The 11876-nt window shown below is 60.8% G+C and carries 9 protein-coding genes; 4 read left to right on the top strand and 5 right to left on the bottom strand.

The genetic code is table 11. From position 1 onward, the window contains the following. Window positions 1–47: 47 nt before the first annotated feature. The gene (locus IQ254_RS25730; RefSeq protein ID WP_193969011.1) at window positions 48–3158 is read left to right on the top strand and encodes an efflux RND transporter permease subunit; all 3111 of its coding nucleotides are present in this window, start codon (window positions 48–50) and stop codon (window positions 3156–3158) included. On the opposite strand, the gene IQ254_RS25725 is transcribed toward IQ254_RS25730, so the two are convergent. The 4 genes from IQ254_RS25725 to IQ254_RS25710 all read right to left on the bottom strand — a co-directional run bounded on the left by IQ254_RS25725 (window position 3159) and on the right by IQ254_RS25710 (window position 8178). Then, entirely contained in the window at window positions 3159–3848 is a 690-nt protein-coding gene (locus IQ254_RS25725; protein WP_193969010.1) for a molybdenum cofactor guanylyltransferase, read from the bottom strand. 11 nt (window positions 3849–3859) lie between these two features. Continuing rightward, entirely contained in the window at window positions 3860–4576 is a 717-nt protein-coding gene (locus IQ254_RS25720) for a hypothetical protein (protein WP_193969009.1), read from the bottom strand. A gap of 114 nt (window positions 4577–4690) precedes the next feature. Beyond that, window positions 4691–5773, bottom strand: coding sequence for an S-methyl-5-thioribose-1-phosphate isomerase (gene mtnA / locus IQ254_RS25715; RefSeq protein WP_193969008.1), 1083 nt, complete (start codon window positions 5771–5773; stop codon window positions 4691–4693). A 248-nt stretch (window positions 5774–6021) separates the two neighbouring features. After that, window positions 6022–8178, bottom strand: a complete 2157-nt coding sequence (locus IQ254_RS25710; RefSeq protein WP_228041094.1) for a diguanylate cyclase — start codon at window positions 8176–8178, stop codon at window positions 6022–6024. A 420-nt stretch (window positions 8179–8598) separates the two neighbouring features. Between IQ254_RS25710 and pstB the strand changes: the two genes are divergently transcribed. Continuing rightward, window positions 8599–9369: a phosphate ABC transporter ATP-binding protein PstB gene (pstB, locus tag IQ254_RS25705; protein WP_228041093.1), complete on the top strand. Its 771-nt coding sequence runs from the start codon at window positions 8599–8601 to the stop codon at window positions 9367–9369. Between the two features lie 101 nt (window positions 9370–9470). Here pstB and IQ254_RS33935 read toward each other — a convergent pair whose 3' ends face one another. After that, window positions 9471–9704 carry a hypothetical protein gene (locus tag IQ254_RS33935; protein WP_278000368.1) on the bottom strand — a complete coding sequence of 78 codons (234 nt, stop codon included), beginning with the start codon at window positions 9702–9704 and terminating at the stop codon, window positions 9471–9473. A 118-nt stretch (window positions 9705–9822) separates the two neighbouring features. On the opposite strand from IQ254_RS33935, the gene IQ254_RS25700 reads away from it, so the two are divergent. Together IQ254_RS25700 and IQ254_RS25695 are read left to right on the top strand one after the other, a co-directional pair. Continuing rightward, on the top strand, window positions 9823–11283 hold the full coding sequence (locus IQ254_RS25700; protein WP_193969005.1) for a BCD family MFS transporter: 1461 nt from the start codon (window positions 9823–9825) through the stop codon (window positions 11281–11283). 2 nt (window positions 11284–11285) lie between these two features. Then, window positions 11286–11876 (top strand): inositol monophosphatase family protein (locus IQ254_RS25695; protein WP_193969004.1); only part of this gene is annotated, 591 nt, incomplete at its 3' end.

Genomic DNA, 11876 nt, shown 5'->3' with positions numbered 1-11876 from the left:
GTGCCCAGACCTTCGAGCGCGTGCAGGCGGGGCTCGGGCCAGTCTCCATGCTTGCCCTGCTGCTCACCCTGGTGCTGATCGTCGTCTGGGGCCTCTCCGCCTTTCTCACCCTGCCGAGGCTGGAAGATCCAGAGATTGTGCAGCGCTTTGCCCGCGTGACCACCTTTTTGCCGGGGTCTACCCCCGAGCGAGTAGAAACCCTGGTGACCGAAAAAATTGAGGATCGCCTGTTTGAGCTAGAGGAAATTGAGTCGCTGCGATCGACCAGCGGCAGCGGCATTTCGGTGATTACCGTCGAACTTAAGGACACCATTGCCGAGGTGGACCCGGTGTGGGCCAAGGTGCGCAGCAAGGTGGATGATGCGGTGCCCGACCTGCCTGGCGACGCCACGGTGCCGGAGTACGCCGACAGCTCCACCAAGGCCAGCGCCCTAATTGTCGGCCTGACCTGGCTGCGAGACGATGCGCCTAACTACGCTATTTTGGGACGGCTGGCGGCGGCGCTGGAAGATCGCCTGCGGGCTATCCCCGGTACGGAAACGGTGGACGTGTTTGGCGAGCCGGACGAGGAAATTCGGGTGGACATTGCCGCTGCGGAGCTGTCGCGGCTGGGATTATCGGCCCAGGCGCTCTCGCAGCAGGTGGCCGCTAGCGACGCCAAGGTGGCGGCGGGAGAGTATCGCAGTGACGGGGCAAAGACCGGCTCCCAGGGGCTGCGCAGCGAATACCTGCTTGAAGTTGACAGCAACCTAAGCTCCCTGGAGCAGATTCGCGCCATACCCATTCAGGCCGGGGAGGAGGGCCAGGTGGCGCGGCTGGGGGATATTGCTGCGGTGACCAGGGGGGTGCAGGACCCGCCGACGGATTTGGCGCTGGTGAATGGGCATCCGGCGATCGCGCTCTCGGCCAAGGTGGAATCGGCTGAACGGGTTGACCTCTGGGCTGAGCAGACCCGCCAGGTGTTAGATGAATTTCGCCGGGAACTCCCCGATGAGCTAGGTCTGCACATCGTGCTCGACCAGAGCCAGTACGTGCAGCAGCGGCTCAACGGCGTGGTGGGCAACCTGGTCCTGGGGTCGGCCCTGGTCATTGGCGTGTCGCTGCTGATTTTGGGCTGGAAGTCGGCGCTGCTGGTGGGGCTATCGCTGCCGCTGACCACCCTGACCGTGTTTGGCACCATGAAGGTGCTCGGCGTGCCCCTGCACCAGATGTCGGTGACGGGCATTATCATCGCCCTGGGGCTGCTGATCGACAACGCCATTATCGCTGTGGATGAGGTGCAGGGACGGCTGCGCCAGGGTCTGTTGCCAGCAGAGGCGATATCGCAAACCGTGCGCCACCTGCTGGTGCCGCTGCTGGCCTCGACCCTGACCACGGTGCTGGCCTTTGTCCCCATTGCCACGTCGCCGGGCAGCACGGGAGAATTCATTGGCACCATCGGGCTGACGGTAATTTTGGCGCTGCTGAGCTCCCTGGCGCTGTCGCTGACGGTGATTGTGTCGCTGGTGGGGCGGCTGCACCATTGGAACCCGCTGCCGCTGCGGCAGGGCTGGTGGCACCACGGTTTTTCTAACCAGGGGCTGGCCAGCGGCTACCGATGGACGCTGCGGTCGGTGTTTCGCCGCCCCTGGCTGGGGGTGGGGCTGTCGCTAGTGCTGCCGATAGTTGGGTTTGCGGTGTTTGCTACGCTGCCCCAGCAGTTTTTTCCGCCCACCAACCGCAACCAGTTTCAGATCGAGTTTGAACTGCCTACCCAGGCTTCTTTAGACGCCACCCAGGCCCAGGTGCGGCAGGCTCGAGAGCTGGCCCTGGAGCACGGCGAAATCGACGATGTGCACTGGTTTATGGGCCGTACCGCGCCGCCCTTTTTCTACAACGTGCTCGACAATCGCCGCAGCGCCCAGAACTATGCCCAGGGCATTGTGCAGCTGGCTACCACTGACCACATTCGCCAGACCATTCAGGCGCTGCAAACTGAGATGGATGCGGCGTTTCCCCAGGCCCAGGTGCTGGTGAAACAGCTGGAGCAGGGGCCACCCTTCGATGCGCCCATCGAGCTGCGAGTCTACGGGGCAGATATGACCGGGCTGCGGGAGCTGGGCGATCGCCTGCGGACTGAACTGGCCCAGGTGCCCGATGTGGTCCACACCCGCGCCACCCTGACCGAGGCCCTGCCCAAGCTGGCCCTAGGGGTGGACGAAGCCCAGGCCCGCCGCCTGGGGCTCGACAATCAGGCGATTGCCAACCAGCTCAACGCCGCCCTGGACGGGCGGGCGGGGGGCTCAGTTCTAGACGGCACCCGCGACATCCCGGTGCGAGTGCGGGTACCGTCCCGGCAGCAGGGCAATCTGGGGGCGATCGCCTCGCTGGATATTGTCACCGCCCAGGGGACAATGCCGCTGGATGCGATCGCGTCCTTAGATTTGGTGCCCGACACGGCCACCATCAGTCGCCGCAACGGCCAGCGCATCAACACCGTGCAGGGGTTCATTACCGCAGGTTCCCTACCCAGCACCGTCCTGGCCGCCTTCCAAAAACAACTGGAGGAACAGGGCTTTGAGCTGCCCCCCGGCTACCGGATTGAGTACGGTGGCGAAGCCGATGCCCGAGGTACCGCCGTGGGCAACCTGCTCTCCACGGTGGGGGTGCTTGGCATTCTAATGACGGCAACCCTGGTGTTATCGTTCAATTCCTTTGGGTTGGCGGCGCTGATTGGCACCGTGGCGATTTTGGCCGTGGGTCTCGCGGCCCTGGCACTGAAGCTGTTTGGCTCGATCTTTGGCTTTACCGCCATTCTCGGCACCCTGGGCCTAATTGGCCTGGCCATCAACGATTCGATTGTGGTGCTAGCCGCCCTGCGTGAGCATCCCCAGGCCAGCCAAGGCCAGCCCCAGGCCCTGGAAGAGGTCGTGTTTCACGCCACCCGCCACGTGATCGCCACCACCGTCACCACCATCGTTGGCTTTGTGCCGCTGCTGCTCGACCCCACCGGATTTTGGCCGCCGCTGGCGATCGCGATCGCAGGCGGTCTCGGCGGCGCGACAGTGCTGGCCCTCTACTACATTCCCTCGGCCTATCGGCTGCTAACCCGCTGGAGCCCCGCACCGACGACTAAAATCACCCTCGAACCCGCGTTGACCTTACCTGAGCGCACCTAATCATGGAGAGCGATTGGGCTCGGTAGCCTGGTGCCACCGGGCCCAATCGCGGGGGGTGTTGAGATTGGCCACCATCGCCCACTCCTCTGGGGCCAAGGTGATAGGCGTGACCAGGTGCTGGTCGAGCCAGCGTTGTAGCGAGGGAGCTTTGGCATTGGGGTCTGCCCTTGCCACTGCGTACTGTTCTAGGGCTGTCAACGCCATCCCTCGATAAAAGCCACACAACGGTTCCCAGCGGCCAGCCCGTTGAGGGACGTAGGCCAAGACCTCGGGCGCGAGTTGCGCCAGCGTCCTTCGCCAGCGGCAGAGTATCGCCGCTGATAAATTGGGCATATCGCAGGCCAGCACCAGCACCCAGGCTGGGCTCTGGCCTGCCCCCTGCAAGTGGCTCAACGCGGTTAGGAGGCCCCGCAGCGGCCCCGGCGATCGGCTCGTTGGGGTGGGAGGCTGGTCTTCTTCGATAAACCCGACGGCATCGGGCAATAAGGGGCGGTAGCGATTGGGCCAGGGGGTTACCACATAGGTCGAGCTAGCGCAGGCCAGGGCCACCCGGCAGGTGCGCTGTATCAGGGTCTCTGCCCCCAGGTCAATGAGTGCTTTGTCGTAACCCATACGAGAGCTGCGCCCCCCCGCTAAAATCAGGGCGATCAGTGGGCTCGTTGGCAATTGGGCCTGGGGCTGAACCCGCACCGTCAGCACCGTCAGGTTTTGCTGGGGGCTTTGGCGCCCAGGGCCACCTGACGCAGCCGGGCGACATCGGCCCAGGCCAGCCCCTTAAAGAAATAAATCATGGCGGTGAGAAAAGCCAGGGCCATATAAAACAGACGAATGCCCCAACCCGCACCGTCAAAGATCATTGAAAACACCCCGGGTTCAATGCCACTAAAGCGCGTCAGCTCAGATCGAAACCACTTTTGATCTTCGGCCATGCGCTCTAGCTCAGACACGGTGGCCGGCAAAATGGGCATACGGGTGGTGGTCGTGTAGTAGCCCCAAAAGCCTTGGTTGCCGCCCTCGCGGGCCAATGCCTGGTTAGCCAGGGCGGTGATCTGCTGGCGAGTCAGCGTTGACTCGGCGGTTAACTGGCTAATCCATAGGTAGTGGCGCAGCCAGTAGCTGCTAAAAAACACGAGGGGTAGGGCCACAATCAGCACAATCGACTTAACCGCCAGTGGAGTCTTGGTGGATAGGTGGCGAGACGCGCTTCCCAGCCCGTAGCCCAGAAATGCAAACAGCAGTATTACGCTGAGCTCAACCAGTTCTAGGCTTTTGAACCAACCGCCAAAAATCGGAATGGGGTGTAGGTACTCTTCTGCGGCCCAGGTGATCAACAGCCGGGCACCGAGCACGGCGGCGATGACGGCAACAACCGTCAGCAAATATCTCAACAGGGGGGCCGGGGGGCGCGGGGTTGGCATGGCGAGGGCTAGCTAAACAAATTGGGTGACGATGTCCCCAATCATAGTAATGATCGGTTCAAGATCTGCGCCTGCTCTAGAAAACGTCAACTCCCCCAAGCCTATGGCACGGCTCTACTGGGTCTTGAGCCCCGCTAGCTGGTCTGGGACAACCGCACCTTTTTCGGTCACGATGGCTGTGATTAAATGAGCTGGCGTCACATCTGAGGCCGGGTTATAAAACTCGGCCCCTTTGGGCGAGGTAGTGCGCTGGCCCAACTGGGCGGCTGACTGAGCATCGCCCAGTTGGTAAATTTCTTCGGCAGGGCGGAGGGCAATGGCCATAGCTTCCCCCGTGGCCACTGTAAAGTCGATGGTCGATACTGGGGCCGCTACCAAGCAGGGGATGTTGTGGGCCCGGGCCACCAACGCCAGACTGTAGGTGCCGATTTTGCTAACGGTATCGCCGTTGGCGGCAATGCGATCGGCCCCGGCCAGCACGCCGTGGATTAACCCCTGCTGCATACAGTGAGCCGCCATGCTGTCGGTGATCACCGTTACCGGAATGCCTTCTTGCACGCACTCCCAGGCCGTGAGGCGCGACCCCTGAAAGGTGGGGCGAGTTTCGGCAGCATAGATGCGCTCTAGACGACCCTCGCGCCACAGCGATCGCATGATGCCCAGCGAGGTGCCATAGCCTGAGGTGGCCAGAGCCCCGTGGTTACAGTGGGTCAGCAGGGTGAGTTTGGCTGGGGTGGGGGGCAGCGCTTGCAGACCGTGGTCGCCGATCGCGTGGCAGAGGTTAAAGTCTTCGGTCTGGATCGCTTTGGCCTCGGCTAGGAGCCGCGATCGCAGGTCATCAATGGGGGCATCGGTGTAGTGAACCGCTGCCAACATTCTCTGGATGGTCCACTGGAGGTGGGCTTTGTCGGGTCGGGTCTGCTTAAACTGGTCGCCGATCGCCTCCAGCCGTTCCCAAAAGGCGGTGGGGTCGTTGGTCTGGATGTCTTTTGCGCCCAAATACAGACCATAGGCAGCGGCAATACCGAGGGCCGAGCCCCCCTGCACAATGCCTGAGCGGAGCGATCGCAGCACGTCGTCGCAGCGGTGAATCGAAACAATGTTGTAGCGCTCGGGCAGTTGACGCTGATCGATCAGCGCCAGGTGGTCATCTTGCCAGCGCACAGGGTAAACGTGGGTATTGCTAAGGACAGTCATGGCGGCTTTAGGAGGTTAGGAGAAATGCCCAGCCGATGGCATCAACATCGGCATGGCTAGGTCGCTATCAATATGGCTTTGTATGTCTAGGATTTATACCTTACCGGGCGACTGCCGAGCTATTGATCTCGGCCAGTCTCAGGCATGCGGTCTACGTCTAGGGTAACGTCATCGCTTGGCGTGACGCACCGTTCTAGGCTCGGGCCCCTCAGACCTGGCAGCGCAATCCAAGGGCACATCGCCTAGCCCTAGATCAGCCGAATCCAGTAGCGATCGCGCCCCCGTCGCTTAGCCTGATAGAGGGCGGAGTCGGCAGCGGCGATCAGGTCGTCGGGGGACTGGTCAGCGGTGGGCACCACGCTAGCGATACCGATGCTGACCGTTAGGTAGTCGCTCACTGACGACTCCGGGTGGGGCAACGCTAGGGCCGCAATTTCGTCTTTGATTGCCTGAGCCACGATCTCGGCCCCGGTGCGGCGGGTGTTGGGCAGCACCACCGCAAACTCTTCGCCGCCGTAGCGGGCCAGTAGGTCGGCGGCCCGTTTGACCGCTTGGGTAGCCGCCGCCGCGATCGCAATCAGCGCTTCGTCTCCCTGCTGGTGCCCCAGGCTGTCGTTGTAGGGTTTGAAATAGTCGACGTCAAACATGATCAACGACAGCGGCTGTTGTTCACGCACCATGCGCTGCCACTCTTGCTCGAGGTAGTCGTCAAAGCGACGACGGTTAGAAATATGGGTCAGGCCATCGAGGGTAGCCAACTGCTCAAGGGTCTTGTTGGCATCGGTGAGGGCGGTTTCCATGCTCTTGCGATCGGTGATATCGATGCAGTTGGTAATCACACCGTTGACCACGCCATTGGCCGCTCTAAAGGGGCTAATCACCACCTGATACCAGCGCCGCACCCCAGCGCGATCGATAATTTCCTGCTCGCCCTGGTAAGGGGTTCGGGTGGCGATTACCTGCTGGTGAATATGGCGCTGTCGGGCCACCTCAAAGGCCGAGATATTGGCATTAAACTCATGGTCACGCTTGCCCACCATATCTTGGGGCGTGATGCCGTGGAGGGTGGCGCTAGCCCGGTTGGCCATTTTGACGCGGTCGTCGCGGTCTTTGACCACAATAATACTCGGAATGCTGTCGATCACATTCTGCAAGAACTGCCGCTGGCTGGCGATTTCAGCCTCGGCCCGTTTGCGCTCGGTAATATCGCGAACAATCGCTAGCACCTGATTGGAGCCGCTGGGCACTATGCGGGCCTCTTCGTAGCGCACCCCAGTCGGCAGCTGAAACTTATATTCGTACACCTGGGTCTGGCCCGTTTGCAGCGCCAGGCGAATATAGTGCATGCGCTCAGCCGCCATCTGGGGGGGAAGCACCTCGCCGATCGCCTTACCGATCTGATCTTTAGGTGCCGCAATCGGCTCGACAGCGCCAGCGTTCATCACATCTAGGCAGACCCCCTCCCCCGAGAATCGCACCAGCAGGTCGGGAATGGCTGCCAAAATAATTCGCTGGGTGGCTTCTGCCTGGCGCAGAGCAGCGGTGCGATCGGCCACCTGATGCTCTAGGGTCTGGCTGTAGTTGGCCAGCACAGTTTGAGCCTGTTTGCGGGTGGTGATGTCTTGAAAAGCGGCGATCGCATACTCGACTTGCCCCGCCTGGTCAAAAATCGGGGTGGTCACTATTTCAATCGGAATGCTGCGGTTGCCGGGGCGTAGCTCCAGGTCGTCGGCCCAGCCTGCTGCTCCCCGCAATGCCTGGGCAATGGGCAATGTCTCCGTGGGATAGCGATCGCCGGTACTGGTGCGGTAGGCAATAAAGGTTTCCTCCAGGCTGAGAGACGGCACCGACGGCATATCTTCTAAACACAGCAAGATGCGCGCCTGCTCGCTGGCAAAAACCATCTGCCCACTCCGGTCGTACACCGCAATGCCCAAGGGAATGCCGTCTAAAAAATGACGCCACCGGCGCTCACTATGCTGCATTTCGTGGTTGAGATGCTCTAGCTCGGTGAAGGAGTCATGCAACCGGGCCGCCATCCGGTTGAAGGCCAAAGCCAGTTGCCCCAGTTCGTCGGGGTTATCGACGGGCACCGGGGTACGCCAATCGCCACGGGCGGCGGCCTGCAATGCGCGCTGTAACTGAGCAATGGGCTGCAAGATGCGGTTAACCACCGCTAGCCCTATGACCGCTGAGGTGGCGATCGCGCCCAAACTCAGGAGCCCGATCTGCCAGCTTCCCAGATAAAACGTCAGTAAACCCAGCAACCCGGCAGCCGATGCAATCTGCAGCACAAACACCGCTGCCAATACCGTTCTGAGCGAGAATGGTCTGAGTAAACCACTCAGCGGTTCATAGAATGGCGGTTTGGGCACTGGCTTAAGCGGCAAAATTAAGTGAAGCAAAACACGCTACCTGCTTTTCTAGAATAAATCGCCCAGTCTGGCTTTGAAGTACCCCCTTGTGCCGGATATTCACAGCGAGAAAGCCGCTGGGCTATAGGCTCATCCTAGGTGGGGAATCGGGTATAGCCCGTGATTTAAATAGCGGTGGTAGTGTCCGTAAGCCCCAATACTGAGTGATTTAAAGCAGTGCCAGCGACGATCTCTACCCGTGATGGTCGGGCCTAGCACCATAGGCTCTTGCTCTAACATGGCGGTAGCCGTCACGCTTTGAAGACGAAGGCCCGAGCGTTTGCTACAGCCCTTAGTCTAGCCTTAACCCCAGAGTGAGCCGAGGCTGCAATAGTATTATGGTGTCCAGTTCAACCCTAGTGTGACTCCGGTGCCAAGATGTCAAACACCTATGCTCCACCTTCTGCAGACATGGCTTTGAGAGCTGAAAACCTCAAAGTCTACTATGGGTCTAGTTTGGCGGTGCGGGACGTGTATCTAGAGATTCCCCGCCACGAAATTGTGGCCTTTATTGGCCCCTCAGGCTGCGGTAAGAGTACGGTGCTGCGCTGCTTTAACCGCATGAACGACCTGATCACCTCCTGCCGGGTTGAGGGCAAGATCACGTTCCACGGCAGCGATATCTACGCCGACCAGGTCGATGCCGTGGAGCTACGCCGCAAAATTGGCATGGTGTTTCAAAAGCCCAACCCCTTTCCCAAGTCGATCTACGAGAATATTGCCTGGGGGGCGCGCATCAACGGCTTTAAGGGCGATATGGATGAACTGGTCGAAAACTCCCTGCGCAAAGCCGCCGTCTGGGATGAGGTGAAGGACAAGCTCAAGCAGAGTGGCCTCTCCCTCTCGGGGGGGCAGCAGCAGCGGCTTTGCATTGCCCGCGCGATCGCCGTGCAGCCCGATATCATTCTCATGGATGAACCCTGTTCGGCCCTCGACCCGATCTCGACCATCAAGGTCGAGGAGACCATGAAACAGCTCAAGGAAGACTACACCATCATCATCGTTACCCACAACATGCAGCAGGCCTCGCGGGTGTCTGACCGTACGGCGTTCTACAACGCTGAGGCCACCGACAAGGGCGGCAAGGTGGGCTACCTGGTGGAGTACGACAGAACCGAGGTGATCTTCAACAACCCCCGGGAGCAGTTTACCCGTGACTACGTGTCGGGCCGTTTCGGCTAGGGCCCTGAGGCTGGAGCGCTGAGGCTAGGGCGCTGAGGCCTGAGGACGGCAGCTTTGCCGTAGACGATAGGGCAATGGTGCCGTGCCGATGACATGAAGGCTTATGTGGACTGCTCGAACCAGCTGCTGACTCTGTAGAGTAGATCCCTGGGTTCTTCAAGAACCCAGGGATCTCTTTTGCGAAAAAACTTACTTTGAAAAAAGTGGCACTGCACAGCATCCCTTACCATTGCTCGCAGCGCGATGAGATCTTCATCCTGGGTAAATATAGACTCACCTAGAGCCTGGGCACTGTAGCCACCTTCACAGACCACAGGGGGTTGCCCGCATTCCATAGTCGTGACTGGCTATACACGTTAGGGTCTAAGGTATTACTATCTGCTCCAGGTTGCGCGGCTGTTTGGTTTAGCTTGTTTTGTCACCACCTTTTTACAACGATTCCCGTAACGACCTATGACTAGCCCCGATGTTTCGCCCTCGGCCCCTGGCTTGTCGGCCTCGACCAAGCCCAACCTCAGCATTCTGACCATGCTGCGCCTGGGGGTATTCAACATGGGCCTGGGCATCATGTCGCTGCTCACCCTGGGGGTGCTCAACCGGGTCATGATCGAAGAACTGCGGGTGCCAGCCCTGGTCGCTGCCGGGGCGATCGCCGTGCACCAGTTTATGGCTCCGGCGCGGGTGTGGTTTGGCCAAATGTCTGACTCCCGCCCCATTCTGGGCTACCACCGCAGCGGCTACATCTGGCTGGGCATTGTGTCGGTGGCGGTGACGGCCTTTTGTGCCCTACAAGTGGTGTGGCAGATCGGCGATCGCATTGCCGCAGGGGGCTGGGGGCCAGCGGTGTATCCCTGGGTGGGGCTGCTGGGGCTGCTGTTTGCGATCTATGGTCTGGCCCTGAGCGCCACCTCGACCCCCTTTACCGCTCTGCTGGTGGATGTCTCGGACGAAGACTCGCGATCGCGCCTGGTGGGCATCGGCTGGGCCATGCTGATGGTGGGCATTATTACCGGGGTGATTATCACCTCGATCGTGCTGAAGCCGATTGAACTCGATGCCCCGATTGAGCAGGTACAGTCCTTAGTGAATCGACTGTTTATCATTGCCCCAGCGGTGGTCTGTGGGCTGGCCTTTTTTAGCACGGCCGGGATTGAGAAAAAATATTCTCGGCTCAAGAGTCGGTCGTCGCTGCGCGATCGCGAAGACAGCCTCACCCTCGGTCGCGCCCTCAAGGTACTCACCGCCAGCCGCCAGACCGGGCTCTTTTTCACCTTTTTGCTGGTGCTTAGCCTCAGCCTGTTTATGCAGGATGCGGTGCTGGAGCCCTACGGCGGCGAGGTGTTTGGCATGACCATTGCCGAAACCACCCAGCTCAACGCGGCCTTTGGCATGGGCACGCTGCTGGGGATCATCGTCACCGGCTGGCTGGTGGTGCCCCGCATTGGCAAAAAACGCAGCGTGGTGGTGGGCTGTAGCTGGGCGGCGGTGTGCCTGTTGGGCATTACCCTGTCGGGGTTGACGGGCAACCCCACGGTGTTGCTGACGGCGGTATTTTGCTTCGGCATCGCCTCGGGCATTCTCACCCTGGGGGCAATCGTGCTGATGCTCGACCTCACCGTGGCCGAAACGGCGGGCACCTTTATTGGGGCCTGGGGATTGGCCCAGGCGATCGCCCGGGGGAGCGCCACGGTCTTGGGCGGCGGCGTGCTCGACCTGGGTCGGGCCCTGGTGGGCGCCTTTAGCGGTGGAGAAGTCGGTCAACCCCAGGCCTTTTTGGCCTACGGGCTGGTGTTCACCGTCCAGGCGGTGGGGATGATGGTGGCCATTGGGCTGCTCAGCCGGGTCAACATTCAAGAATTTCAGGCCAACGCCAAGGCGGCGATCACCGCCGCCCTCGAAAGCGATATGGATTAGGGATGGTAACGCAAAGTTTCTGGGATCAGGTGGTGGCCTTTGCTGAGGCCACCACCGCCACCGTGGGTCAACAGCTGCTCAAAGACTTTGGTCAGGTGCAGGCCGATCTCAAGGCCGATGGCAGTTTGGTCACCCGCTGCGATCGCTGGTCTGACGATACCCTGCGGGCTGCGATCAAACAGCAGTTTCCCGACCACGGCGTGCTCAGCGAAGAGGTCGAGCATATCTTCCCCGCTACCGACTGGTGCTGGATCATCGACCCCATCGACGGCACCACCAACTTCACCCGGGGCATTCCGGTGTGGGGCATTTCGCTAGGGCTGCTGTACCGGGGGGTGCCGGTGTTTGGCTACGTGGCTATGCCACCCCTGGGGCAGTCATTCTACGGCTACTGGCCGGGGCAGAGCGGGCTAGCGATGCCCAGCGGCGCTTACTGCAACGGTCGCCCTATGCACACCAGCGCCGCCGCCCCCGACAAAAACCAGTTCTTTAGCCTCTGCGCCCGCAGCACCTCGGTGCTGGCCAACCCTTTTCCCTGCAAAATTCGCATGCTGGGGTCGGCAGCCTACAACCTGCTGATTGTCGGGGCGGGT

Source organism: Nodosilinea sp. LEGE 07088 (assembly GCF_015207395.1).
In the GTDB taxonomy this organism is placed as follows: Bacteria; Cyanobacteriota; Cyanobacteriia; order Phormidesmidales; family Phormidesmidaceae; genus Nodosilinea.
This window is presented reverse-complemented; position numbering and strand designations above follow the sequence as displayed.

Excerpts from the sequence above, each read along its gene's own strand:
- IQ254_RS25730 (WP_193969011.1), top strand. The coding sequence starts at position 48 with ATGCTTGCCCTGCTGCTCACCCTGGTGCTGATCGTCGTCTGGGGCCTC.
- IQ254_RS25720 (WP_193969009.1), bottom strand. The coding sequence starts at position 4,576 with ATGCCAACCCCGCGCCCCCCGGCCCCCCTGTTGAGATATTTGCTGACG.
- mtnA (WP_193969008.1), bottom strand. The coding sequence starts at position 5,773 with ATGACTGTCCTTAGCAATACCCACGTTTACCCTGTGCGCTGGCAAGAT.
- pstB (WP_228041093.1), top strand. The coding sequence starts at position 8,599 with ATGGCTTTGAGAGCTGAAAACCTCAAAGTCTACTATGGGTCTAGTTTG.
- IQ254_RS33935 (WP_278000368.1), bottom strand. The coding sequence starts at position 9,704 with ATGGAATGCGGGCAACCCCCTGTGGTCTGTGAAGGTGGCTACAGTGCC.
- IQ254_RS25700 (WP_193969005.1), top strand. The coding sequence starts at position 9,823 with ATGACTAGCCCCGATGTTTCGCCCTCGGCCCCTGGCTTGTCGGCCTCG.